The organism is Liquorilactobacillus sucicola DSM 21376 = JCM 15457, from assembly GCF_000612445.1.
Classification (GTDB): Bacteria; Bacillota; Bacilli; order Lactobacillales; family Lactobacillaceae; genus Liquorilactobacillus; species Liquorilactobacillus sucicola.
In genome coordinates this window covers 64093-90941 of sequence record NZ_BALC01000004.1, presented here as the reverse complement: position 1 = coordinate 90941, position 26849 = coordinate 64093, and the positions used below count along the sequence as shown (strand labels likewise).

The 26849-nt window shown below is 37.3% G+C and carries 23 protein-coding genes and 3 pseudogenes; 9 read left to right on the top strand and 17 right to left on the bottom strand.

The window, feature by feature from the left end; all coding sequences use genetic code 11:
* Positions 1-90: 90 nt before the first annotated feature.
* Together JCM15457_RS07620 and JCM15457_RS07615 are read right to left on the bottom strand one after the other, a co-directional pair.
* A complete protein-coding gene (locus JCM15457_RS07620; RefSeq protein WP_051993350.1) occupies positions 91-351 on the bottom strand; it encodes a hypothetical protein in 261 nt (86 codons plus the stop codon).
* A gap of 86 nt (positions 352-437) precedes the next feature.
* Positions 438-1292, bottom strand: a complete 855-nt coding sequence (locus JCM15457_RS07615; protein WP_034988971.1) for an alpha/beta fold hydrolase — start codon at positions 1290-1292, stop codon at positions 438-440.
* A gap of 541 nt (positions 1293-1833) precedes the next feature.
* Between JCM15457_RS07615 and JCM15457_RS07605 the strand changes: the two are divergent.
* Positions 1834-2900 (top strand): annotated as a pseudogene (locus JCM15457_RS07605) (IS3 family transposase).
* 141 nt (positions 2901-3041) lie between these two features.
* On the opposite strand, the gene JCM15457_RS11695 reads toward JCM15457_RS07605, so the two are convergent.
* Positions 3042-3743 carry a CPBP family intramembrane glutamic endopeptidase gene (locus JCM15457_RS11695; RefSeq protein WP_051993348.1) on the bottom strand — a complete coding sequence of 234 codons (702 nt, stop codon included), beginning with the start codon at positions 3741-3743 and terminating at the stop codon, positions 3042-3044.
* Positions 3744-4060: 317 nt separating this feature from the next.
* The gene (locus JCM15457_RS12165) at positions 4061-4219 is read right to left on the bottom strand and encodes a hypothetical protein (RefSeq protein ID WP_156406568.1); all 159 of its coding nucleotides are present in this window, start codon (positions 4217-4219) and stop codon (positions 4061-4063) included.
* A 274-nt stretch (positions 4220-4493) separates the two neighbouring features.
* Here JCM15457_RS12165 and JCM15457_RS07595 point away from each other — a divergent pair.
* Positions 4494-5081: pseudogene (locus JCM15457_RS07595) on the top strand (ISL3 family transposase); the annotation flags it as partial.
* Between the two features lie 652 nt (positions 5082-5733).
* On the opposite strand, the gene JCM15457_RS12160 reads toward JCM15457_RS07595, so the two are convergent.
* The 8 genes from JCM15457_RS12160 to JCM15457_RS07560 all read right to left on the bottom strand — a co-directional run bounded on the left by JCM15457_RS12160 (position 5734) and on the right by JCM15457_RS07560 (position 13673).
* Positions 5734-5904, bottom strand: a complete 171-nt coding sequence (locus JCM15457_RS12160; protein WP_156406569.1) for a hypothetical protein — start codon at positions 5902-5904, stop codon at positions 5734-5736.
* A 63-nt stretch (positions 5905-5967) separates the two neighbouring features.
* Entirely contained in the window at positions 5968-6192 is a 225-nt protein-coding gene (locus JCM15457_RS07590; RefSeq protein ID WP_034988969.1) for a hypothetical protein, read from the bottom strand.
* 534 nt (positions 6193-6726) lie between these two features.
* Positions 6727-7254 (bottom strand): hypothetical protein, encoded by a 528-nt coding sequence (locus JCM15457_RS07585; RefSeq protein ID WP_034988968.1) that lies wholly within the window; start codon positions 7252-7254, stop codon positions 6727-6729.
* Between the two features lie 93 nt (positions 7255-7347).
* Positions 7348-8583 carry a glycoside hydrolase domain-containing protein gene (locus JCM15457_RS07580; protein ID WP_051993345.1) on the bottom strand — a complete coding sequence of 412 codons (1236 nt, stop codon included), beginning with the start codon at positions 8581-8583 and terminating at the stop codon, positions 7348-7350.
* 617 nt (positions 8584-9200) lie between these two features.
* Positions 9201-9443, bottom strand: a complete 243-nt coding sequence (locus JCM15457_RS07575) for a GlsB/YeaQ/YmgE family stress response membrane protein (protein ID WP_034988966.1) — start codon at positions 9441-9443, stop codon at positions 9201-9203.
* 140 nt (positions 9444-9583) lie between these two features.
* Positions 9584-9802, bottom strand: coding sequence for a CsbD family protein (locus tag JCM15457_RS07570; RefSeq protein WP_034988964.1), 219 nt, complete (start codon positions 9800-9802; stop codon positions 9584-9586).
* Between the two features lie 163 nt (positions 9803-9965).
* Positions 9966-10622, bottom strand: coding sequence for a class A sortase (locus tag JCM15457_RS07565; RefSeq protein ID WP_034988962.1), 657 nt, complete (start codon positions 10620-10622; stop codon positions 9966-9968).
* A 318-nt stretch (positions 10623-10940) separates the two neighbouring features.
* On the bottom strand, positions 10941-13673 hold the full coding sequence (locus JCM15457_RS07560; RefSeq protein ID WP_051993343.1) for an HAD-IC family P-type ATPase: 2733 nt from the start codon (positions 13671-13673) through the stop codon (positions 10941-10943).
* Between the two features lie 308 nt (positions 13674-13981).
* Here JCM15457_RS07560 and JCM15457_RS07555 point away from each other — a divergent pair, with 308 nt between their 5' ends.
* Both JCM15457_RS07555 and JCM15457_RS07550 read left to right on the top strand, forming a co-directional pair.
* Positions 13982-15421: an MFS transporter gene (locus JCM15457_RS07555; RefSeq protein WP_034988960.1), complete on the top strand. Its 1440-nt coding sequence runs from the start codon at positions 13982-13984 to the stop codon at positions 15419-15421.
* A 426-nt stretch (positions 15422-15847) separates the two neighbouring features.
* A complete protein-coding gene (locus JCM15457_RS07550; protein WP_034988958.1) occupies positions 15848-16552 on the top strand; it encodes a glycerophosphodiester phosphodiesterase in 705 nt (234 codons plus the stop codon).
* Positions 16553-16682: 130 nt separating this feature from the next.
* Here JCM15457_RS07550 and JCM15457_RS07545 read toward each other — a convergent pair whose 3' ends face one another.
* Positions 16683-18437 carry a thiamine pyrophosphate-dependent enzyme gene (locus tag JCM15457_RS07545; RefSeq protein ID WP_034988957.1) on the bottom strand — a complete coding sequence of 585 codons (1755 nt, stop codon included), beginning with the start codon at positions 18435-18437 and terminating at the stop codon, positions 16683-16685.
* 144 nt (positions 18438-18581) lie between these two features.
* Between JCM15457_RS07545 and JCM15457_RS07540 the strand changes: the two genes are divergently transcribed.
* The 4 genes and pseudogenes from JCM15457_RS07540 to JCM15457_RS07525 all read left to right on the top strand — a co-directional run bounded on the left by JCM15457_RS07540 (position 18582) and on the right by JCM15457_RS07525 (position 22030).
* Positions 18582-19034 (top strand): Rrf2 family transcriptional regulator, encoded by a 453-nt coding sequence (locus JCM15457_RS07540; RefSeq protein WP_034988956.1) that lies wholly within the window; start codon positions 18582-18584, stop codon positions 19032-19034.
* A gap of 324 nt (positions 19035-19358) precedes the next feature.
* On the top strand, positions 19359-20363 hold the full coding sequence (gene trpX / locus JCM15457_RS07535; RefSeq protein WP_034988955.1) for a tryptophan ABC transporter substrate-binding protein: 1005 nt from the start codon (positions 19359-19361) through the stop codon (positions 20361-20363).
* Positions 20360-21265, top strand: a complete 906-nt coding sequence (locus tag JCM15457_RS07530) for an ABC transporter permease (RefSeq protein ID WP_034988954.1) — start codon at positions 20360-20362, stop codon at positions 21263-21265. Before trpX ends, JCM15457_RS07530 begins: the two co-directional genes overlap by 4 nt.
* Positions 21252-22030, top strand: a pseudogene (locus JCM15457_RS07525) (ABC transporter ATP-binding protein). The gene JCM15457_RS07530 and the pseudogene JCM15457_RS07525 overlap by 14 nt, the downstream one beginning before the upstream one ends.
* A 174-nt stretch (positions 22031-22204) precedes the next feature.
* On the opposite strand, the gene JCM15457_RS07520 reads toward JCM15457_RS07525, so the two are convergent.
* From JCM15457_RS07520 to JCM15457_RS07505, 4 genes are all read right to left on the bottom strand, one after another.
* Positions 22205-22585, bottom strand: coding sequence for an ester cyclase (locus JCM15457_RS07520; RefSeq protein ID WP_034988953.1), 381 nt, complete (start codon positions 22583-22585; stop codon positions 22205-22207).
* Positions 22586-23116: 531 nt separating this feature from the next.
* Positions 23117-24142 (bottom strand): polysaccharide pyruvyl transferase family protein, encoded by a 1026-nt coding sequence (locus JCM15457_RS07515; RefSeq protein WP_034988951.1) that lies wholly within the window; start codon positions 24140-24142, stop codon positions 23117-23119.
* Between the two features lie 517 nt (positions 24143-24659).
* Positions 24660-25280 carry an NADPH-dependent F420 reductase gene (locus tag JCM15457_RS07510; protein ID WP_034988949.1) on the bottom strand — a complete coding sequence of 207 codons (621 nt, stop codon included), beginning with the start codon at positions 25278-25280 and terminating at the stop codon, positions 24660-24662.
* Between the two features lie 105 nt (positions 25281-25385).
* Positions 25386-26204 (bottom strand): DNA/RNA non-specific endonuclease, encoded by an 819-nt coding sequence (locus JCM15457_RS07505; protein ID WP_034988947.1) that lies wholly within the window; start codon positions 26202-26204, stop codon positions 25386-25388.
* Between the two features lie 127 nt (positions 26205-26331).
* Here JCM15457_RS07505 and JCM15457_RS07500 point away from each other — a divergent pair, with 127 nt between their 5' ends.
* On the top strand, positions 26332-26838 hold the full coding sequence (locus JCM15457_RS07500) for a type 1 glutamine amidotransferase domain-containing protein (RefSeq protein ID WP_034988945.1): 507 nt from the start codon (positions 26332-26334) through the stop codon (positions 26836-26838).
* Positions 26839-26849 lie beyond the last annotated feature (11 nt).

The window sequence follows — 26849 nt, the reverse complement described above, 5'->3', positions numbered from 1 at the left end:
TTACATGTTTAATACATATCAAAAAAGCTAACTAATTCCTATTCAGAACAGTTAACTTTACTTAAAACAATGTTTAATTAGTTGTTTTGATTATTGAAACCAAGTTGTTGACGACTTAGCAATATCAACGTTAATATTCGGCCTACTTATTTTTGACAGGAATTTAACACCTTCGGCAGAAAGCTTTTGCTGCATTGCTAATTTACCGAATTCGCGCTTAAGACTTGAGAGAACAACAGCTTTGTTTTTCTTAGCATATAGTTCATTAATTGCAGAATCGATAAGAACTTGCTCTTGAGGATTACTTAAAGTAATGTCTTTTAACATATCAAGAAATGTGTTTTTTTTCATAAGAAAATTTCTCATCCTTTCTTAGTACCAATCTTGTTAGCAACAGCAATAAGAGATTCATTTTTAGAATAATCCTAACTTTACACTTAAATTAAACTTTTAATAAATTCTATAATCTGCGCAGTTAATTCATCTGGCTTTTCTTCTGGAATATAGTGTCCAGACCCCTTAATCATTGTTCCAGTAACCTTTTCCCCTAATACTTTTAGTTTTTCAAGAAGATCGCGTGATGAACCAAATTCGCCATTTATTGCAAGAATAGGAACAGCTATTTTTTGTGAGCCTAAGGGTTCATTAATTTTAAAATCATCCAAAACAGCACGATAGTAGCCAAGCATTCCACGCATAACCCCTAATTGACGATATTCCTGTACATATTCATCAATATCTTCCTTTGTAAAAGCACTTCGCCAATTGTGTGCTTTATTAGAAAAGAACCATTCAATTAAAACACGTTCTTTATCCCTTAATAACTCTTCAGGTAAATCAGGAATAACATTGAATAAGAAATGCCAACTACGCCAACTTTCTGTGTCCAATGGTATTTGTTTTTTTAATGTCACTCCAGGAATGTTTGCATCAATTAGTGTAATGCCTAAAAGATCATCTGGAAATAGATGTGCATAGGTATAACCGATCCAACTTCCTACATCATGCCCAACATATAAAATCTTTTTTAGTTCTAGTTGAACAACTAATTCATGTATTCTTTGTGCAGTTGTTTTCGTGTCGTATCCCGACCGAGGGACACTTGAATATCCTTGTCCAGGTAAATCAATTGCTAAAACATGATATTTTTGCCAAATCGGCAAAATTTTGCGCCATGCGTAAGCACTTTGAGGAAAGCCCGCAATCAATAAAATTGTAGTTACTTGTTCTTTTCCGTCCTCATAAACATGCCAGGTAATATTATCTTTAGTAGAAATAAAACGTTCACGCATCTTTATCCCTCCAGTTTTGATATGTCCTAATTCAGAAATACATTACTATGTTGAGAATATCCAAGTTCATGCTCAAAATGATAGATACTAAAGAAGCAGCTTGACAATAAGTCAATTTTCGAGAAAGAATCCTTACTCCGCGTTCGTAAGATTGAAGTTGTTGGTAGTGACGAGTAATGGTATTCTGGTCATCAGTCATGAAGACATCTCTTTCTTAGTTCATGGTTGATTTAAGAATAGGTCTTCATGGCCCTTTTGAGCTAGTCCTTTAGGTGTTGCACTTCGACTTTAAATCCGGGTAATTTTTAGTTTTATGAATTTTTGGGTTTAAAGTTATCGAGTAAGGTATCCTATGCCTTTTTGAAAACATTAGAATTTTGGATTGGTAAGATGACTTGTCACATAAGTTGTTATCTCACACTTTGTAGTAATTTTCAATTGGCGTACGCCATCAGGTACATATTGCTCTTATCCTAGTATTTGGTACACAAACATTTAGACATTTGTGCCATAATAAAATGACTAGGATAGGAGTTTTTATATGAAACGATACACTGATGATTTTAAAGCAAGCATTATTAAAATGCATACCGAGGAAAAGAGATCAGTTCGTTCTCTCTCAGAAGAATATGCAGTGTCTCCTGCATCAATTCATAACTGGATTAAAGATGCAAAATCAGTTGAACTTGATGATGGAACTGAAGTTATTTCTAAAGAATTTAAAAAATTACAAAAAGAGAACCAACGTCTCAAGGAAAAATTGAAGATTTTAAAAGCTACGGCAGTGTTATCGGGAAAGCGCTAAGGCGAGTTAAAGCTCTTATTTTCGTTAAGAGCCAGTTACCCTATTACCGCCCCTCCTTAATACTTTCAACTTTAAGATTAGCTCGTAGTAACTATTGCCATTGATTGAACTATCAACCTAGTCAACCCGATCGTGTTGACCGTCATTTAAAAGCAAGCATTCGAAAAATTTGGGAAGAAAACTATCCGCTTATAGTTATCCAAGAATCAAACTAGCATTAAATAGACTGGGAATTATAGTTGGTGTCAAACGGATTTTTCGACTAATGCAAGAAATGAAGCTTCACTCTCTCATGCATCGGCGTTTTAAAAAGCCTAGTACTCATGTTGATTATTTACAACGTCCCAATCTGATTAAAAACAAACCAAAAGCTAGGGCTTGGCGAGCTGATATTACTTATCTTGAGCTACGATCTGGAACTTGGGTATATTTTAGTTCAGTATATGAGACAAGGGTTCATAAGATACTTGCATATAAAATAGGACGACAGATGAACGCTAAACTAGTAGTAGATACAGTTAACCAAGCACTTGACATCATAAAAGGCTAACATATTTTCATTCAGATATTGGTTCATAATATACGAGCTATGGTGTTGAAAACTTGCTTAGACGACATTAAATCATCCACTCGTATTCTAAACAAGGATATCCTTACGATAATAGCCAAATAGAAGCTTTTAACTCATTACTAAAACGATAATTTGTTTTTCAAACGTGCTTCTCAAGTTTCAAAGACATAATTCTCAGGATCTCAATTACATTACTTAGTTCAACACTGAAAGAATCAGAACAAGTGTCTAGAAAAACATATACCCAATATTGACTTAAGAGCAATCTTAATTCTTAAAATTCTGGACTTGCATCACTAATTGTATCTTAAGTTACAAATTCAGGTCTACGTTGAATTAAATGTATCGAAGATTCTTTATGCCTCTAGCCATTCTAAAAAAACAAGGTAATGATGGTATTGCCAACTATATGAACAAATATACTAGTTTTTACATCTCCATCGTTTAAGACATAACAACTAGCCAATGTAATCCCAATTAATGAATAGTATATAAATGGAACAAGATTACACCCACTATGTAAAAAAGCAAAAAAAACTCCATTAATCAGAACCGTTAATATCACCCAATATTTATTCAAATATTGCTCAAAGTTAACAAATGAAAAGAAACAATGCCGGTAGATCATTTCCTCACATATCGGTCCGAACAACACTACAGAGCTTAAAAATAAAATAGATCCAGACTGATTATACTTACTAAAAACTCGATCATTACTAGTTTCTGGGATATTCATCCAAACATTTATGTGTTGGTATACAAATGCCACTGCTAACGCAATTAGTAGGCATATGCAAATAATAATCCATGTTCTCTTATTTCTGAAATTTCCCATCTTGTCAATTGGACTTGACCATTTACTGTTTCTCTCTTTTTTTATCCAATTCCCAAATATATATAATCCAATAATCTCAAATACATAAAAAATAACACCTAGTAATATCCTAAAAATAGAATTTTTTGTCCCTGGGAAAGCTATAGGAAATTCCATAAATAGTCCGATAAACCACGTAATAAAAATAACAGTAAAAATATTCTTTAAAAAAAGTATAGTTTCTCTAACTTTTATTTTCATTATTATACCTCAATTTTGAATATATAATTTTAAAAAATCAGCTATTATAATGAGATGAATTTTATGTTAATCATAAAATCTATCTCATTACAACTGAAAATAAAAAGCCTACACTCGATTAATGTTGCCGTCTATTTCCATGCTTAAATCCATTCACAAAATCCGAACCGTAAGCTAAACCTACATCGATACCTCATCTAACCCAAGTCCCTTTGCTACCACCAATAATCTTAGAGCTTTCTTTTTCTGTAAGAAAATCGAATTGGCTCAATGAATTCATAAAATTATCCTCCTAACTAATTTTACACACTCCTGTACTACCCGTATCTATGTGCACGTAATTTTCCTGCTTGTTCTGCTGCATAGTTGACTTCGCCAAATTTTTCACCAATCCACCACGCAGCATTATGAACACCGACTACCTTAACCATCTCCTTATTTGATAAAGAAATATACTGATCTTTTAATTTTTCCATAGACTTATCCCTCCTCAACATAAAATATGAGATATTTTATTATATATTTCAACAACAAAGTAATTCTAATTTTTTTGTTTGCCAACCCTAAAAAATAGTCGTGAATTTAAAATAAAAATATTACGCTTAATTTTATTGATTATATAATTATATATAGCTTTATTTTAACGTCTAAACTAATACTTATAAGGAATTTTTTGCATTACTATCCGCAGCTTTTTTTAATAAGCATAACATTAAAATTTAGTACTGCTATTTCATTTACAATAAAATAGCAAAAATTATCGCCGATAACTTTCATCTAGTTCAAATGGGACTCCAAGCACTGAACCAGACACGCGTACAGTTAATGCATCGTTTTACTCAAAATTCACGAGAATATCGAGTACTAAAACATCACTGGCGTTTATTTTTAAAAACTTATTCTGATTTAAATCAACACAAATCACAATGGTTTGCGCACTTAAAGAACTGGTTCACCCAAGAACAATTAGTTTTGCAAGGTCTTGAGTTAAATTCAATCTTTCAACATACTTATTTTGTTGCACATTCGCTAGTTGATGCCTTAAGATGTCGTGATTATTTAAAGTTCAGCCAAATACTAAACCGTGCTGACAAAGTCAGCCCGCAACTTGAAACTACAATAAAGACCTATCGAAAAAAACTATCACTAATTAGAAACATGATGACCAGTAATTATTCAAACGGCCCACTAGAAGGCGTTAATCGGAAAATCAAACAAATTAAACGTACCGCATATGGATACAGAAACTGGTCACATTTTTACACTCGAATTAGAATTGAATTTACGATTCAAATAAAAAAAGAAGACCAATTCGAAAATGAATTGATTTTCTTATAAAAATTTCTCATCAACAGCGGTTGACAAGGAGACTAAAGAAGGGGTGATCAGAATAGGGCTTAAACAGATTAGAAACTGTTCTCTGCAATAAAAAATAGACCTCCAGAGAGTTAAGTCTGGAAGTCCATGAGTGCCGTGGATTGATTAAGTCCACTAAAGCGATGCAATCTTAGCACCGTAACAATTTATCTATCTACATATTAGCATAATCTAGTTACATAATCCAATATCTGATATACTGATTAAGGTTGCAGTACAAGGCTGATTACCTTTAATCAAACTGTAACTGGGTGGTGTCAATCGATGCACCTAACAATTTATCTACCAGTTACTTTAGTTGTTCAACTATTTATCATTTACTTGATATTTAGCAATAACAAAAAGTAGCCGTAAAGCACTCAGATTAATTTCTGGGTGCTTTTATATGCATGCTTATGTATGTTTATTATTAATTGAACAGTTCTACTCACAAATCGTTCAGATGTATCTTTGATCCTTTTGACATCTATGTCAGCTTTAGAATACTATCCTAGGTAAACTTTGAAAAAAGTGTCCCATGTATTATTAAAATTCGTGCTTCACATATTCTGTACCTTTCATAGTTTACATAACCGACCTTATAACATGTAATAATTGTACCATTAGGTACACACTAATGGATTATATTCCTTCTATTTTTAGCAATGGTTTTATAAAAATCTATAAGAACAGACTCAATAGCATCTTTCACTTCAGGATTTTCTGAAATGTATTTTACTATACTCTTAATAAACTTAGTAGCCTTACCTAGGGAAGTTTTAATTATTAAATTATTTAATGCCATTTTTTTATTCTCCTTCATTTTTTTTTTAAAATGTTTTATGGCTCTTGATAAAATTATTTTTTTTTAAAAGTTGCTCGTTGTTAAAAAATCGTATTCCATAAGTTTTAATGTCAGTTTTTCTTCACTTATATTTTTATTTATTTTAAGTAATGCGTCTGCTTTTTTCTCTATTTTTTTATCTTGAAATTCATTTTCTAAAGTATTAACCAAGTAATTTTTTTGAGCTTCCGTAACATTTGTAGTAGAAATTTTATCCTTTATTGTCGTTAATTCCATTTTGTTACTCATACTTATACCTCCATGTCTATAAATACATAACTATCATTAAAAAATTTTGCCATCATTTACGCCCTGAAACGTCATTTCCAGACCCTATCGTGTCCCCTGTATGTTAAGACTCCATTCGTTACCACTGTACCACTCTAGCCATTAGACAGCAGCTTCTATGTCTGCAGGTCGGCTCTGAACCCAGCCTACGGATCAGATTACAGAATCCATAGACTACTCAATTATTTTTGTGAAGTTCTGGCTGAGTTCACCAGAGGTCTACTTTTTAGCGTTCATTCATAAGCAGCTGTCGGCTGTCGCGTATCGAAATATGAAACCTATGTACTACAACCCTATCTCTCAGCTTGTCTCCTACTCCTATGATGATAATATAGACCATTTTTATGTTCTCTTCATTGGCCTTCCATAATCCCATTTTTCTCTTTAAGTCCCGTTCGCATACACTCAAAAAGTTCAAAGGCTCTATTTCTACTACAAACAATTAACACACTTATAAAATGCAACTCACATTGTATAGATGGCATCTGAAATCATTTAACTAATTACACCCATGATAAAAGCTAAAATACTGGTAATCAGTAATAATATACCCGCACGCTTAAATACGTATCTATACTGTATGAGCAACTCATCTGGGTAGATAAAAAATTTCAGAGGGTTATCTGGATACTTGTCAATATACTTTTTTCTGATTACTTGTCCTCTTGCTACTGACTTTTGTGCAAAACTAGCACATAAAATAACTACTAGCATTAATAGACTTATCAAGAAGAATACCAGACTTCCTGATTTATCAAAAAGATTCCGCAGACTGTACCCTAGAAGTACCAATAAAATAATAATAAAAACAATTGCTATATTTATAATAAATACAATAAATTTACTCATATGAATTTTAAGATAGACTTGTTGCTTTTTTATTTGATCCTCAGTTAACTTAGCCCTTTCTTTTATACGAAAAACACGAATTTCTTTATTTATTTTATTAAGTTTTATCGCCTGCACTATACCAAGTACTCCAAAAATAAACATTGCTGTTTCAGCTAACAGAATAATCAACATAAAAAATTAAATTTCCTCTCTAAAAAGACTGTAGGTTAATTTTAACCCTTACAGTCTTTGATTGTCACTAAAGCAATTGTATAATTTTAATTTTTACGCTAAATCTGCGACTATCGTTGTAAAGAGAGTTACTGTTGCAGTTACAATCGCACCTACAATATCAGCCGGTAACATTCCCACAATTAATATAGCAGTCCCAGTAACTGCAACAGCAATTACTGCAACTTGACCAATCTTCCCCAAAGTCTCGGTGAAAGTTCCCCAACTCGGAAAATCAGGCAAATTAATCTTGATTTCCAATGCAATAGTCAGCGTTTCACCAAGAACACCTTCATCAGTTTCAAACGCCGTCCATGCAAGTTCAATTGTGTATGAACCATCCGAGCCCGTTGTAGATTTAACAGAAAGTTGTCCATTTTTAATTTCACTAGTGAAACTGAGTGTATTAAATTTATCAATAATAAGATCATTAATGATATTGTTCGAAGCACCCAGTGAATTTAGGAAACCATTCATACTTGCCTCATCAACTTTACCGTTTTTAATGGTAATAACGGTGCTACCATCTGCTTTTTTGAATGAAGTAGTAATTTTACCAGTAATTTTCATCCACTTCGTATCAAACATTGTAAATTCGACTTCTTGGTCATATTCACAATTCGGCCACAATGACTTCAAAGCAGCTTTCGCTGACACACCTGTAACTTTGTCAAATTTGGATACACCCTGATCTTTCCCGGAAGCAGCATCTTGATCAATATCAATCCCAGTTGAACCTGCTGTATATTCTGTAAACTGATCAAAACTCCAGTTTGAAGGCATCTTAAAACCTAAGTTACCACTCCAGCCATAAGACATATTAGCGACGAAACTGTACTTAACCCCGATTTTTTCCGCATACAGACAAACATTACGCGTTCCATAGACCCCAACTTCGTAACCAGAATCTGCGACTGCGGCGAGAACTCCCTTCAGGTACGGAATAACCGTTCCGTCGATATCACCATCTTGAATGTCAACATCAACCGCAAAGTAAATAGTAGTTCCTTCAGGAAAACCTAACTTACGTGCTGCAGCAGTTGCCATGCCGCCATCTGTTGTTCCTTGACTGTTTGTAAAATATTTTTCTTCATAACCGCCATCTTCATAAATCGGAAAGAGGCTCAGACCAGCTGACGTAATCGCTGTAATTTCATCAGCTGTTAAATTCTTAGGGCGCTCATTGCTGCCTGTCCCAACTGTTCCAGTAAGGTAGCGGCCTACAATTTCAAAACCTGCATTTTTAAATTTGGCTATTGCCGCTGATGTTAACTGTAGATTGTTGCCCAACCTGTTTGCCCATTTTCGGGAGCCTTTTGAAACCCACTAACATCTCCATATGTTTTGTTCAACCATCGTTGTGTTTCTAACACCATTTGATCCATTAAAAAACTTCCTTTCACTTAAGAATGAACTCAGTATAAGATCTGTTTTCTAAATCATCAAACGTATGTTCGATATTAATTTGATTAAATTTAATTTTCGACACACAATTCCGCAAAGAGATAATTTTAAGCAAACAAATAGACCCCAGCAATTAAGTTGGAGTCCATGAGTGTGTGGATTGTTCAAGTCCACATAAAAGAGTCAAACTCTTTGCTCTCACATCTACTTTACCTGTGTACTATCATTTTATGGTTATTAAGTCCAATATGATATACTGATAAACGGCTACAGTACAAGGCTGTTCACCCTTAATTAAACTGTATGCTAGAGGGTGAAAACTCTTTGCAAGTAACATTTGCTCTAATCTGCTTCTTTAGTTGTTCAATTGTTTATCATTTATTTGGTACTCAAGGCTAATGGCACGAAGTAGTTTTTAAAGAGGCTGTGACATAACTAGCCTCTACTTACTATTTCATGACAGCAGTTGGCAAAAGATTACTTTAGCCAACTCTATCTGAGCCTCAGGATCTCGAAAGGAAGAAGGACACTATCAATACTAAAATAATTGCACCTATAACCGAAGGAATAATGGCCATTCCAGCAATTTGTGGACCCCATGATCCCAAGATAGCTTCACCAACGACCGATCCTACTAAACCAGCGATAATATTGCTGATCCAGCCCATAGACTTACCCTTATTCGTAATTGCACCTGCAAGTGCACCAATAATTGCACCAACAATTAACACCCATAACCAATGCATTAAAACTCCCCCTATCTCAATAATCATTCCTGCTTTTACACAGAAAACAGGACAAAACCTCTAAAAGTATTGCCCCCCTATATATTCCGACAACTTTAAGTCAATACAATGCAACAGATCCCTTATATACCTGAGACCCATTACTCCTTGTCTTTTTTATCAACCTTATCTTTCAAATCATCCACAGCACCCTTGACCGCATCTTTAGCATCACTTAGCTTATCTTTTGCTTTGCCAAGAACACCTTGTGCCTTGCCTTGAGCCTCACGTGTCTTATCGCCGGTTGCTTTTCCCTCAACTTCTTTTGCTTTGCCTGCAACCTTATCCTTTGCACTATCAAACTTTTCTTCTTGACTCATAGCAGCAACCCCTTTCAGATTTTAGATAAAGAAAAACCTCTAATTGTTAAACATAACAATCAACGGTTCTCCTTCAACCTCTAAGAAAATGGTAACATTGGATAATATTATAAGCAATAATATTGCTCATAGCTTATAAATAGCAAAAGAGTCACCTAAAAACTTATGATTTTTTCAAAGATTCAATCTTAACCAACTCACCACGCACAACAATTCGATTATTTTCTCCAGTTTTAGCTGTTAGACAGGTTACCAAAGTTAACAACTTTTTTCCTGGCACATCTTTAATCCATTGAACCTGATACTCATCAACGACCTTTTTTACCGTGATTCGATATTGATAGACCCTTTTATTATCGGTCAAATAAATTAACTCGCCTTTTTTTACTTTTGTTAATGGGGAGAATAAAATTCGCGGATCCTTCATGTGATGGCCTGCTAAGGCATAATTTCCTTGTCCCATTTTTTCGTTACTTTTCATCGTTCCTGTCCCGCGTAATAAATTTTCATTGCGAAGCCCATAAAAAATCGGTAATTTCATCTTAACAGCCGGTATCGCCAACTTCCCGATAGCATGCGTATTATCACTCCACGCATCTTTTACTGCAGCCGGACCTGCTGGTTTAACCTTTTTAAAATCAAAGCTTGTTTTTGATTTTTTAGCTTGGTCAACTGACTGTGTTTCGCTCTTCAAAGCATTGTGGGTCATATCGCCGATAACTATGTTTTTGATTTGCTCATTAAAAATCATTGCTAGTCCAATTGCTAGTAATAAAACCAAACAAAATATTTTTATTGAAGCTGCTACCTTTTTTTTCATTGTCTACCCTCACTCTGATAAGCTTCTCTGATCATCTGCTTACCCCATTTTTCTCATAAAAATTATCTAGAAATAGTATAATACTACTTGCCCTTCCGACCAAGTCAACACACTAACCTAAACAAAAAATAAACACGCTAATAATCATCAGTGTAGTAACCTCAAAAAGGCAGAATATTTTGAACATAGAAAAACTGATCTTTGAGTCACATAATACAAATTTAAAATAAGGAGCTGGGTTTTTGACCCAGCTCCTTATTTTAAGCCAATATCAAGCCTCTATCCAGCGTAAGCACTTATGTTTACTCATTCTTTAGCTCAACTGCTCTTTTTTAGTGACATCCGATAAATGTACGAATGCACATACTTGATAATTTCTGTAACGATCAAGACTATTATTCCAGCCACAATCGGAACTCCCCAGCCAGCTATCCACCCTGGTGCAGTTGTATGGAATATTTCCTGCATAAATGGCAGATATATAATTCCTGCTTGTAATACCAGTAAAACGGCTATAATATAAAAAGCCATTTTATTTTGGAAGAAGTATCGCGAGAGCACTGGATGACTATTACGCATATTGAAGAGATAAAAAATCTTCCCAAAAATAATCACATTCAGTGTCATTGTACTACCAACAGCAGCTGACATTCCTTGTTTCGTCATTATATCGTATGCAATCATCCCTAGACCTGAAATAAGCAACGACACATAGGTAATTTCAATAATATCTGCTTTTTTTAAAATTCCTTGGTTAACCTTTCGTGGTCCCCGTGTCATTATTCCCTTTTCAGCTGGTTCAAAAATAAATGCAAACTGAATAGTCAAGGCGGACACCATATTTATCCATAATAACTGCGTCGGATAAAGTGGCATTGTTTGATCTAACAGAATGCTCATAACAACAATCAGTCCTTCAGCAAAGCTAGTCGGTAAAAGGAAACGAATTGTCTTGCGAATATTATCAAAAATATGCCGTCCTTCTTTGACAGCTGTCAAAATCGTCGTAAAGTTGTCATCTGCCAAAACCATATCAGCAGAGCTCTTAGCAACATCCGTCCCTTTAATCCCCATCGCGACCCCAATGTCAGCTTGTTTCAGTGCGGGTGCATCATTAACACCGTCACCGGTCATTGAAACTACATGTCCTCTTTTCTGCTGAGCACGCACAATTTTCAATTTATCACTCGGTGTCGTCCGCGCAAACACAGTATACTTATCAATTCCCCTTGTTAGTTGTTCATCTGACATTTTGTCAAGTTCTGGCCCCGTGATTACATTGACCCTATCTGCCAATTTCAATTGTTTAGCGATCGCCATAGCTGTGTTAGGGTCGTCACCAGTGATCATTTTAACCTTAATGCCTGCATATCTTAACTTACGAATTGCTGCAGCAACTTCTTGCCGTGGAGGATCAATGATCCCCACCATTCCGACTAGATGAAAATCACGCCCGATGTGAGCTGTAATGATTTTATCTGACATCTCGTCCGCCTGCTGGTAGCCCAACGCGACTACACGTTTACCTTGTTTTGTCAGTTGCTCCATTTTGGCAAGCCATTCGTGTTCTTCAATCGTACTTCCATGCTTTTTCATTCGTTCAAAAAGCGTTTGTGGTGCTCCCTTGACCATCAAAACTTTTCTATCGTCTAAAAGAGCTAGACGAGCTGAATAGCGGAAAGCCGAGTCAAATGGCAGAGAATCAATTTCTTCAACAGAAGGCGCCTTGCCTGTAAACTTATGAAACAAGCCTGTCAACGCCCCATCAGTTGGCTCACCGGTCAGCACCCAACGCCCATCCTCTTGGTGAAAGGAAGCATCAGTCGTCTGCCCTGCAATTTGAATCATCCACTTCAGTTTCTCGTTATTTTTCCAGTCAATTTCCGTGCCATCCCTTTTTTGAATCTGACCAGTTGCATCATATCCAACTCCAGAGACAGTATACTGTCCATCGGCTGTGATAATATCTGTTACTGTCATTTCGTTTTTTGTCAGTGTTCCAGTCTTATCTGTGTTTACAATACTGACAGCCCCTAAGGTTTCAACCGCGGGTAAAGTTTTGACAATGGCTTTCTTTCGTGTTAATTTACGCGTTCCCATCGCTAAAACCACTGAAACACTTGCGGGCATACCTTCTGGCATTGAGCCGACGATCATCGTAATCACGGCAATTAAAAGTGTAGGTAAACTATATACTCGAAGAAAAGCCCCTAAGGCGAACATTAAAATCGCAACTGCCACAATAGCCAAAGAAAGTGCCCAACCCAGCTTATTTAAATTCTGCATTAAAGGTGTTACCTTGCTTTTGACCTCAACGACATCTTGTTGTATGTGTCCGATTTCTGTTTGTGCCCCTGTAGCTACTACAATCCCGACACCTGAACCACTAGTAACTGCAGTCGCAGCAAAGGCCATATTTGTCCGCTCTGCTAAAGGCAGCGTCTCCAAATCAATTGCTTCTTCGGTTTTGATGACAGAATCAGTCTCACCGGTCAGGTTTGACTCCTGAATTTTCATATTATCTGCAGAAACCAGCCGCAAGTCAGCAGGTACCGCATCCCCCGCTTCCAAGCGAATGATGTCACCAACTACTACCTGTTTAGCTGGCAATTCCACTTTATGTCCATCTCGAACCACATAACATTCGGAAACCAAGAGCTCTTTAATCTTGCTAAGAGCATTATCTGCCGAAACTTCTTGAAAAAAGCCAACTAATGCGTTTGCAACAATCACTGCTCCAATAACGCTCGAGTCAGGATAATGACGCAACAAAAGAGTGACAACTGCCGTGGCCGCTAGAATGTAGGTGATACTATTATTAAACTGTTTAAAAAACAACAGCCAATTAGAAGTTTTCTTAGCAACAAGTTCATTTTTGCCATTTTCTTCAAGCCTGCGTTCAGCTTCTTTGCTAGTTAGTCCCTGTTCTAAATGCGTTTTAAACTCTGTTTCTAGTTCTTCTGACTTCTTTTGCCAGAGCTGCTGTCTAGGCCCAGAATCATCATTGTCCTCACTTGATCCAATTAGATTTGTGTGCTTTTCTTCCTGCATAAAAAAACCATCCTTTGTGTTATTTATATTCTGATTATCGATCTGGTATACGATACGCCGCTATTTTCCCCTTAATATCTCACACCTCCGTCAAAATCCACTCTGCACTTTTAGTGCACCTAATCCCTTAAAAAGGTACAACACGTTACCTTATTATAACTTATTACATGTTAAAATGAGAATTTTTTAGCTTACTTGAATTAAACTTCTATATGTGTTTAATTCAATTGAAAATAATTTTGTTTTGTTGAATAATGGTTTAGTGGCTCTTTGGGGAGCATTAAATTAAAAGGATGGTTGGTCACTTTATGAAAAATAGAACACGAATTTGGATCATGATTGCGATTTTTATTGCAACATTCATGACTTCTGTGGAGATAACAATTGTTACTACCGCATTGCCTTCTATTATCAGCGAATTACACGGTCTTGCTTATCAAAGCTGGATTATGAGCACTTACTTGCTGACAACGGCGATAACGACACCCATCTATGGGAAGTTGGCCGACAGTTGGGGCCGTAAAATAGTTTTCCAGGTTGGAGTAATTCTCTTTACCCTAGGCTCGCTTCTAAGCGGCCTTTCTCCTTCGATTTTTTCTCTTATTTTAGCGCGCGCACTGCAAGGATTGGGAGCTGGCTCAATCATTCCATTGACTTTTACCATTATTGCTGACATATATTCTTTTCAAGATCGTGCCAAAGTCCTAGCCTTTAATAATACAGCCTGGGGTCTATCTGCCCTGCTTGGTCCCCTACTTGGAGGCTTCTTGGTCGACACACTCAGCTGGCACTGGGTTTTCTTCGTCAATGTTCCGCTGGGCGTACTTATTTTTCTAGTTATCACTTTTAAATACACGGAGACTTTAGCAGCTAAAACTGTTCTGCATATCGACTGGTATGGAATTTGCTGGCTTTCTATTACCTTAATTGCTTTACTGATTGGCATTCAGCAAATCAATATCAGTATTCGGAGCTCAATCATTTTATTCAGCGTTTCACTGCTGAGCTTCTTTCTTCTCATCAAACAGGAGAAGAAGGTTTCTGATCCGTTGATTCCCTTCGAAATGTTTGTAAATCCTACTTTTTCAATTCAGGTCGTTACATCAACCCTTTTAAGCGGGATTCTTATTGGTTATCAAATCTATTTTCCTATTTGGCTGCAATCTATTTATCGTGTTCCCGCGACCATTTCAGGTCTTGTTGTTACTTCAAGTTCGGTCATGTGGCTACTCGCTTCATTCCTTGTTGGTGGACTATTGAGAAGATTTTCACCTAAAAACATTATTTTGGTGGTCGTTTCAGTTCAATTTATCTCTTACCTCTCGCTGCTTTTCATCAATTCTTCGTTTCCATATTGGGTTTTCTACCTTATCGCTGCGATCAGTGGTTTCGGTATGGGAATTGTCATCAGTATAAACATCATGTTAAGCCAGCATCTCGTTAGTAAAAAACTACTAGGCTCAGCCACTGCAATTATTACTTTAGGGCGAACACTAGGGCAAACATTAATGATCGGTATTTATGGTGCCGTCTTGAATCTCTTTATCCGTCTTCAATTACATGGTCTAAGATTTTCAGCTGTCAACAACTTCATTAGTTCAACTAACAAAATTGATATTCATTTGCAGCAAATATTTGCACCTATCGTACTCAACTCGCTGCACGCAGTTTTTGGAGTTGTAAATCTGTTGTTCATTGTTATTTTAGTAACGAATATGTTAGACCCTAACAAAGAGGTCATCCGTTAGTAACAGTCAATCACGGCTTAATCCTAATTTAATTGCAGGCACAGCTTACTACTGGCGAAAATCAACTTTTAAGCAGCTTCATTTTTTTACACATTAGTTACACGTTGAATGTAACATCGTTACATTCATAATCTATGCTTAAACTATGAGTTAAGTGAGTCGTTTATTGAATTAAAATATAACGTTGATTTTAATATTAACTTAACACCTTGCTAGCTATGGTGTATTATGATGCTAGCTGAATTTGGGAACGGAAGAATTGCAGCACCAATTTGATTAAGATTAATGCCTAACGGTGAACTATTGGAAGGTGTTGAAAGAGCCGAGCGCTACAATAAGCTGTAATAAAATCAATACAGCTATCAAAACACAGCCTCAGATTGTTTGCAAAAAATATTTCTAATATACACATTGAAGGAGTTTCTTATGTTAAAACATACTTTAATTTTCGGTCACCGTGGGTATCCGCACAAATTCCCTGAGAACTCACTTGCTGGTTTCAAATACAGTATCCAGCATCATATCGATGGGCTTGAATTCGATGTTCATCTAACTAAAGATGGTATTCCCGTAATCATGCACGATGAAACGATTGATCGAACAACTGATGGTAGTGGGGCAATTGCTTCCTATACGTTTTCTGAGCTGCGGCAATTTAAACTCAGAAATGCTGAACCGATTCCAAGTCTGGTTGAACTTTTAGAACTCGCTGCTTACCAGCCGGTACATCTTAACTTGGAGTTCAAGACCGACAAGACACACTATCCCCATATTGAGGAAACAGTGCTGCAGTTGGTCCGTAAAGCTGATCTTAAGTATCCTGTCATTTTCTCTTCATTCAACCTTGAGACCTTAAAAAAATGTCGCCAGCTCGATGCACAGCAGCAGTACTGTTGGCTGACAGAACGTCAAGTCACGAACCCTGAAGAGTTCATCAAAAAAACTGGTTTGGCAGGACTGCATTTGCAACACTACCAGTCAGCAAATGTCTTACAGCGCTTGTGGACCATTGATGATAAGGACTCTGCACGCCATTTATTTCAAGTCGGCGTTGACGGCCTGATCACCGATAATTTTGAACAAATGATGGCACTTCAAGAACAAGTTTTCTCCTCGCAGGAAGCCATTTAGTTTTCCTAGTTAACTAAAATCCAAACAAAAAAGCTCCGTGATCTAATAACCCTTTCATTTCTATATCAGGAGGGCTTGATCTTGGAGTCTTTTTATTTACTAATTATGTTACCTTATGTGCAACATAGCGTTATTCATCAATATTTTTCAAAAGCTGACTGAATGCTGGTTGCGATTTCTCATCAATATTATAACGTTTGCGATATGCAGTCACTGCTTGCGTATCAAAAGATTCTGGATCGACCTGCACAAAACTTGTATCAATTGGATCCACGTTCTTTATCTTTGCATCAAGAACGATCGGCAAATTATTGCCTTGTTGCTGCAGCTTATTTATCTTCTTCATTGCTTCATTCAATTCTTGAAGATTAGTAACCTTGAATCCGATTGCTCCCATGTCTTCAGCCACATGTGCCCAATCAGCTCCCAAAAGGTCAATACCATACAACGCTTGACCGCTCATTAGTTTTTCGTGTTGGATAAACCCAAAAGAATTGTTCTCCAATACAACATTGATTATAGGCAAATGGTACTTAACTTCTGTCAGCAAATCCGGCATCACCATTGCATAACCGCCATCACCGGAAATTGTCCATGTCTGACGTTCTGGAAAACTCAACTTACCTGCCAGACCCGCTGGAAGTCCAAATCCCATTGTCCCATACCACGGAGACATAGTCATTTTCTGCTCCTTGTTCAATGGTAGCTGGCGGATAGCCCATTCTGTGTTGTTTCCCACATCTAAGCCAAAAATAGCATCATCTGCTGCATTCTCGCGAATCGCTTTGATTACTCCTTCTGCAGCCAAGCCTTCGCTATCATCCGCAGCTAAGTCTTCCAACCATTTATCCCAATTCTTTTTATCAAGTTGAGCTGCTTTCAAAAATCTATTAGGTGCAACTGTATAATCAGATTTCAATAACTCTGTGAAGAACAATTTGGCATCTGACAACACCGTTAAATCTGCATCGCGCTGCTTACCTAAATCAGCCAAGTTATTGTTTACTTGAATGAATTTGATGTTCTGAGGTAAGTATCGTGCAAATGGGTAGTTGGTTCCTACAAACAAAACTAAATCTGCTGCTTGCGAAACCTCAAAACCTGGTTTAGTTCCTAGACGCCCACGTGAACCCATAAAATTAGGATGGTCAGTTGGAATAGCACCGGTTGCCGGTACAGTCGATAAAACCGGCAGACTGAATTTTTCAGAAACTTTAATGATCTCATTTCTTGCATTCATGGCTCCGCGCCCAACCCATAAAATCGGATGTTCAGCATTTTTTAGAGCTTTAATAACTGCTGCTATATCATTTTGTTGTGGTACTACTTGTGTTTCGACAGCTTTGATAGCCTTGGTTTTGAACCCATTAAAATCAATCTCCTGGCCTGACAAGTCGTCAGGAATAATGACAACTGAAACTGAGTGATGTGCATACGCTGAACGAATTGCCTCATCAACAACATAAGGTATTTGTTCGGCACTCACCACCTGTTTGTGGAAATCTGCAACATCTGCAAAAATAGGATCCTGATTCATTTCTTGAAAGAAATTCGTATTCATTACACCAGTTGCGGATTGACCAACCAAGGCCAGAACCGGTGTATGATCCATTTTGGCATCGTAAAGTCCATTTAACAAATGTACTGCTCCCGGTCCTGCAGATCCGAAACTTACGCCGATTTTTCCAGTCAATTTTGCATCAGCAGCCGCTGCTAATGCTCCAATCTCTTCATGCCTTACTTGAATATATTTTAAGTTTTCCTTTTCTCTGTAAAAACCATCAACTGTATTATTAATAGAATCTGCTGTAATTCCGTAGACATGGTCAATATCCCAATCCAAAAGAACCTTGGCAAGTGCTTGCCCTGCAATCATTTTTGTCATAATTATCCGCTCCTTAATTGTTACTTTTTTTATCACATGAACAATATAGCACTTTTAAATATTAACTACAACCTTAAAGTTATTTTTCTAAAGGTTTATGCTATTATCACATTAAAAGTAACATCTTAGAAAGGAGAATGACAATTGGCTAACAACCGTCTAAGCGATTTAGTTCATATTCTTGTGTACATCCAAATGCATGCAGAAAGCAAATTAACTAGCGACTTGATTGCAAGTAGCTTGAATACCAACCCAAGTTTGGCACGCAGAATGATGAGCCAGTTAAAGAAAGCATCATTACTGGACACGACTCAAGGAACCGCCTCTCCAAAGTTAAGTCGTCCGGCAACACAAATTACTATTTTTGATGTTTACATGGCAACAAAACCTGAATCCCCGTTACTAAAGGTTGATAAAAACACTTCACAAAATTGTGCTGTTGGGCATGCTCTGCCGAAAGTCCTCAATAAGTACTACCTTGATATTCAAAGTACTGCAGAAGCAAAAATGCGCAGAATTACTATTCAAGATATCATTAATGATGTAAAAATGGACATTGAACATCATCAAAAGGAATCTTCAATGTTGAACTCCTAATTTTAAGGCATTTTTTAATAATGCTCTTGACAACCTCTAATCATTTTTTTATACTGTCATTAATAAGTTTCAGAAAGGACGAATAATATGCGAAAGTTTACGTATGCCAATTTAAATAATTCTTGGCAAAGCCGGCACTGCTGGTTGTAATTCGTTGTTACGGATGCAATCTGGCAAACAGTTTGTATCTGTGCCGACTAACTTTCGTGTTGTTCGAAGTCTGCATAGGTCTAATACAGCAGGCTTCGGTTTTAAGGGTAAAACCAGAGCTGCTGGTTTGCCCTTTTTCTTTTGCCCTATTTTTTAAAACTTGGAGGAATTATAATGAAGAGAATGTATGCACTGATCGCAGCACTTGCTGCTTTTCTAATTTTTGCTTTTTTTGCAACCAATAAGGATAACGATACACATTCATCAAAAGCAAAGATTCCCACAGTCGGTATTTTACAGTTAGTGACCCACCCTGCCCTTGACCAGATTCACCGTGGTTTTGTTGATGGACTTAAAGAATATGGTTATACTCCAGGGAAAAATATTAAGATAGACTTTCAGAATGCTCAAGGAGACCAGAGTAACCTTAAAACGATGAGCACAAAATTTGCGAACGAGAATGTTGATCTAATGGCAGGAATCGCAACTCCAGCAGCTCAAGCTCTTGCTAATGCTGCAAACAAAAAAACCCCTGTCATCTTGGCAGGAATCACTGATCCAAAGGGAGGCGGCTTAGTTTCTTCCGATAAACATCCTGGCGGCAATATTACTGGTACTTCAGGCGAATCACCTTTGAAGGAACAATTGGATCTACTAAAACAAATTCTCCCGAATGCTAAAACTGTTGGTATCATGTATACTTCCTCAGATCATGGCGGTCAATATAATGCTAAAAAATTCGCTAAGCTCTGCAAGCAAAGAGGGATCAACTACAAGTTATATACGATTTCTAGTACAAATGATATGCAGCAAGTAGCTGAACAAGCTGTTTCTCAGGTTGATGCCATCTACGCACCGCAGGATAACGGGATTGCATCTGCAATGAAAACACTGGTTAATGTTGCAAATAAAGCAAAAATTCCCGTAATACCTTCTGCTGATACAATGGTCAAGGACGGTGGACTAGCATCCTATGCTATCAACCAGTATGATTTAGGAAAAGTTGCTGGTGAGATGGCAGGACAAGTGCTGCATGGACGCAAGACAGCTGATTTTCCAGTAGCATATGTTACCAAAGGAAAGTATGTCATTAATCAAAAAGAAGCTCAGATATTAGGTATTCAATTACCGCAAAGCATTGTGGAACAAGCTGAAAAAGAGGGGGAAGTTTTTAAATGAGTATGATAGTATCTAGTATTGGTCAAGGGTTGCTATGGGCCATTTTAGGAGTTGCGCTTTTCCTAACTTTTAGGATTCTTAATTTCCCGGATATGACAGTTGAAGGAACTTTTCCGTTAGGTGCCGCTACTGCAGTTACTGCCATCAGTCATGGTATATCACCATTATTAGCAACTGTTTTAGCTTTTATAACAGGCGCGCTGGCTGGGCTTATTACTGGGCTGCTCTATACCAAAGGTAAAATACCTATCCTGCTAGCGGGAATTTTAGTCATGACTGCTTGTTTATCGGTAAATCTGCGAATCATGGGTGGAGCTAATGTTTCACTATTAGGTAAAAAAACTGTTTTTAGCAGTCATTTTCTACAATCATTACCCAAGTATTTTGACAGTGTTTTTGTCGGACTTTTGATGATCATAATTGTGACCGCCCTTCTCATTTTGTTTTTGCAAACAAACCTAGGCCAAGCATTTATCGTTACAGGTGATAACCCTGTGATGGCCCGCTCTTTCGGCATCAACACCGACAACATGACAATCATGGGATTGATGCTGTCAAACGGTCTAATCGGATTGGGTGGTGCCTTAATCTCACAAAATAACGGTTACGCCGACATTAATATGGGGATCGGTATTATCGTGATTGCTCTGGCATCAATTATTATTGGTGAAGTTGTTTTTGGAGAATTAACCCTGAATGAACGTTTAGTCGCAGTAGCTCTTGGCAGTATTCTCTATCGTTTTGTTCTGTTGATCGTATTGCAGTTGGGCTTCAGCACCAATGATTTGAATTTATTATCTGCCATTATTCTTGCTATCTGCTTAATGCTTCCTAACCTCAGCAAATCATTAAAACTAAATCACGTAATTGCGAAAGGAGTGAATATTGATGAAACAAAATAGTGTGCCTATTCTTTCTTTAAAGAACATCGTGACCTTTGTAAACCAAAAAACTCCTTCTGAAACCATGATTTTGAAACATCTCAATCTTGACGTTTTCGATGGTGATTTCATCACAGTCCTCGGCTCTAATGGCGCCGGAAAGTCAACTCTTTTCAATACAATAGCCGGTACCTTGCCTCCAAGCAGTGGACAAATTCTGCATGCTGGTTCCGATATCACCGGTGATTCCGTTGAAAAAAGATCACGTTTTCTGGGGCGGGTTTTCCAAGATCCCAAGTTAGGGACAGCTCCTAGAATGACAGTAGCGGAAAACCTGCTGCTAGCAACTAAACGCGGGCAACGCCGCACGCTTGCTTTACGTCAATTGAAGCAAAACATGCCAGCATTCAAACAAGCAACTGTTTCAATGAACAATGGTCTGAGTGAACGCCTGAATACAGCGACTGAGAACCTCTCCGGGGGACAGCGTCAAGCATTAAGCTTCCTTATGGCGACGCTTAGGCGCCTGATGTCTTGCTTCTTGATGAACATACCGCTGCTCTGGATCCTAATACAAGTGCTCAATTAATGGACCAGACCAATAAAAAAGTTCTGGAACAAAAATTAACCTGTTTAATGATCACCCATCACTTGGATGATGCTTTAAAATATGGCAATCGTTTGATTGTCCTAGATGATGGTCAAGTTAAGTTCGACGTACGTGGAAAAGAAAAAGATAAGCTTACCAAAGAAAAGTTACTAAGCTTTTTCGGCAATATTGCTTAGCTGTTCATTCATGATTGCTTAGAGAATAAACTTATTGTTATTGTAAATAGTTCAGTCCTAGGGGACAGGGTAAAAGTCAAATTTGCTCCGTTCCCTAGTTTGTTCTGCATAAACGTATTCCGCTAATTAATCCTCTTCATTCCACACTTAACTCAGCAGTAAGCCAAAACAATTCTATTGTAATGGCTTTAAATCTTCAAAATGCCATGTTGCTAGAATATGTTCAGTTCCTACTTGATGTAAATCAAGACCATAAAAAGTAACAAAGTGATGTGAAGGAAGAATCCCCGCAAATTTCTTAGTATGAACGCCACTCATTTTTATATGAGCAACTACACGCTTATCTTGCTCTGTCAGAGAAAGAATTTCTAGCTTAAAATCATTAAAACTCTCTCGCAACTCCAATACACCTTCTTTGAAGCCGGTAAGATCAGGGCTTTTCCCAACGTCGGCTGGATGATTAATCCAGTTTGGGCTTAACAGCCGATTATAAACCGTTACATCTCCATTATTGAAAGGTTCATAAAATTGAGTAATGAGCTCTTTTTTTGACATGCTTAACACTCTCCATATTACCAAGTTTAATTTTTTGAGCAACTTACATAGATTGCAACCTGTGCTACACTTAAACTTACTTTATTGAAACAGATTCTATAAGTTATGTGCTCACTATAGAAGGACTTTGCTTACAACTTCAAGATAAGAATTTCAGTACAATTATTTTTCAATGTCTATTGCTCTAATAAAAATACATAATCGTTATTATTTACTCGTGTATATGTTTTTTTATTGCGCTACAGATCATCAGATAAAGTTTGCTATTGATGCGTCTCTCCACCTCACACCATATCTATATTTTAATGCAACAAAAAGCTTCAGTTAAAAAATCAACAAGTCTCATTTTTAACCGAAGCCAAGAGTAAGATCAAAGGTTAAATTTTAACCTAGTCCCTCTATTTGTTCTGTAAGTCAAAACTATTCGTCTGCCTCACACTACTCATAGTAAAGTACTCACTATAACTATATTCATAATTTCACGTTAGTACAAATTTACTCATTAAATAACTTAAAAACTGTGTTGTCTGATCATGCTTGCATTTCAATATATTTTTTTATAATTCTCTTCAGAGGCCGGAAATTTGGTTGAAGATCATACTCATGTGTCTGTGCACTTGTCAAATCCGCAAGTTCAGTTTTTATTCTAGTAATATCGCGCTCATCGCTATATTTTATCCAACTAATATTTTCCAACCAATCAAAATAAGCATGCTTGCCCTTGCCGTAACTATTTCCAAACAATAAACATGGAGTCTGTGTTAAAACTGAAAAGACCATTGCATGGAAACGATCAGAGATGATCAATTCTTGACTTGCAATTTTTTGCAGTTGCTCTTCAAAAAGCTTTTGGCGTGTTTTCGGTGTGATTTGAGTTGGGGTTTCCAAAACCGTATCAGTTCTCTCCAATGAGTAATGCTTTTTCAAAATTACTTTCAAAGATTCAATAAACGACTCATCTAAGATTTTCTCGCCGTCATGACGCAAAACAAACAGGGCTCCCGAACGTTCAGCATTAAATACTTTAGGTTTAAGATATAAAACCATATCTGGAATAAATACTATCTTGTTCTTGAAAGTTTTCTGCATCCGCCGATAGCTTTGAGCATCACGAGCCAGTAAAACCAAATTATGATTTTTATTATAGGCGTCTTGGCTCAGCCTTTTCTCACGCTCGCCGTAAGCTGTTTTTTCAAAGTGAATCGACTGTGGAAATGAAATTGTCAAATTATCTACAAAAGTACTAAAAACTGCACGTCGATCTTCTTCAATATCCGTGTACAGGTTGCCCATGTTTCCGCCGCCAACATAGCCCACAATATCCTGCTTTGTAATAATTTCTTTCACTGCCTTGATTCCTGCTTCATTATCGTAATCCATGATTTCGATATACTGATAATTTGGAAACTCTTTTTCAAAGAAGATGCGTGAAACCAAGGAAACAGCTTGATCCCCCATATTCGTATAGCTTGGTACTCCAAACATAAACATCTTTGGTTTAGCATTTTGTGGAAGCTGTGCACTTGATTCTTTCGTTTCAATAAAGAAATCTGCCATCTCAATCATCCCTTTGCTGATTCTAAGATTACTGGTGTGTTTTTAAAGACCTGCTTGCACACCCTGTCAGTCTCCTTAATATACTTACCTATATTAATTATCATGGCCTTCATCCCCAGAATATGCAAGAAATTAGCACTTTGATTGCTTCCACACATACTTTGTTTTTTTCCCAGCATATTTACAAGTGTGGGATCTAAAAACATGTGAAATACAAAAAATACGGCGCTAGTCGTTAGACACTGCGCACTAATTCTAAATTACGAACATCATCTGCTCTTGAATCTTGACTATAAGTAATCTTATCGTTAAGCAAAAAAGGCTGACTGTTAAAACACGCTAATTCATATGCTTCAACTTAAAACAAAAACCCCATCCCCAGCGGGATAAGGTCACAGTGATAGCTTGCATGAATAAGACCCGGTCAAGTATCTTTTAAGCTATGTCACATTTCCATCTCTTGTTCATCATTCATGCATTACTTACGTTCAAAAAATGTCTTCACATATGCAAAAAATCAATCACCGATTTTTTTGCTTAGCTCCTCTTTATTACCAACGAAGAGAAACGCTGGAGTGTCTGATTGGCTCTTCCGGCTGTCTGCAAGGCTACCCACATCATAAGGTGTGAAACCGATCTCGGTGATTAATGAAGCAACCTTGTCTTTTAAAACTGCATCATTACCCGCAATAGGCAAAGCGACTCGTTTAACATTGTCCTTGGACGTTGCCAGTCTCGCCAGATCGGCAACTGGGATTGTATTAAAAGCCTTAACAACATTTGCACCCTTAAAATGCTGTGCCACCAACTCAGTTGTTGCTTTTTGATGCTCACGCAATTCTTCGATATCGCCGTCACGGTGTGGAAAATAATTGGTAGCGTCAATAATATCTTTTCCCTGCAGTAACTGACTTTCTATTTCAAAAACAGCCTTGTAAGGCACGGCGAGAACAACAACATCTTGTCTGACTACTTCCGCTAAATTGCCAGCTTGTGCCTGTGAACCCAAGCGTTCGATCGTTGGCTTCAACTTTTCCAAACCATGTTTGTTCGTCAGAACCACGGTGTGTCCTTTACCAATAAAAAGCTTAGCCAGTACTTGAGCTACATGACCTCCGCCAATAAAACCTATTTTCATCTAATGCACCTCCAAACAGTTTCTACTTCTATAAACTACGCTCTTGCCGCCATTTTAAGCCATTAAAGTTCAAGATACAACTTAACTGGCTGGAAATCACAACATTTATGGCACAAAGTTTTGTGGCAAGGCTACTTGAAAACCTGCATTTCTTGTTGAACGCCCAGTTTGATAGTCAAAGACATAACGTGGCTGAACATTGAACAAATAAACATTAAAATTCAGCGAACCGTCATCAGACAAAGCCTGCATATGCACCCCACGAGCCATCAACTCTTGGTTTCTAAAAAGTGGCTGGACCTGATAAATAACTTTATGCCCACTCCTCAAAGCATCTCGCACTTTCTTTTCATAAATCGTCTGCAACCGTTGGTTAGAAAAGGCAGTTTGAGTAAAAAGATTTTTAGGATTATTCTGATCACCGCTTTCTTGCATGCGATCATAGTTCCCGTCTTGATCAATTCCTCCAGAGATTGAATAGGCAATCAGATGACCACGATTGATAATTGCTTCTCCATTTTCCATTTTCTGGTGCCATGCTGTCGGACGAACATACTGTCGCATTCTTTGCTCGTCGTCTACAACATTTCGCTGCTCTAAATAAGCGGTATTGGGGCTTGATGTCCGATTCAAGCTATCCAACGAACTGTAGACCACCATATTTTTCTTCCATGTACTCATCTGCAGTGTACTTTTGTCACCATTAACCATCACTATTGGGGTGTCCCCAGAATGAAAATCCAGCGTAACTAACTTTTCAGCAGTTACGTCTTTGCTTGCGCTCTTTTGTTCCGTATTTGGAGTCGTTGCATCGTGTGTACTATTCTTTGCCAACTGGTCTGGCCGGGCAATAGCATAGATTAGCAACAGGATCACCACAGCTGCACTCGGCAGTAAAGTTCTTTTTTTCCTTCTTCTACTCATTCCATTTTCCAACTTTCGTTCTTAGATAAATCATTCTTTCAAGCCGATAAATTGTACCCAAAAATGATTCTTGTTATATTGTAACAGAAGGATGCAATTCAAAAAATACACTATAGGAGGATGTTTTATGAGTAAAATTGCAGTTGTCGTCACAGATTTAGTCGAGGATATTGAATACACATCCCCTGTTGCTGCTTTAGAAAAAGAAGGACATGATGTTGTTACAATCGGATTTGAAGGTAAAGATTCAGTAACCGGCAAACATGGAACTAAAATTTCCATCGACAAATCCATCAAAGAAGTAGATCCTGCTGATTTTGACGCTCTATTGATTCCTGGTGGTTTTTCTCCAGATCAACTGCGTTCGGATCAAAATTTCGTTGACTTCACTAAAAAATTTCTGCTTGCAGATAAAAATGTTTTCGCAATTTGTCATGGCCCACAACTCTTTATTCAAACGGGATTGGTTAAGGGGCGGACATTAACATCATATTTGACAGTTCAGCCTGACCTTTATTACGCCGGTGCGCTTGTCAAGGATGCCCCAGTGGTAATTGATCACAACCTGATTACCAGCCGAACACCTGACGATCTGCCTGCATTCAACAAAGAAATTGTTGCAGCACTCAAATAATCTTTCTGTAT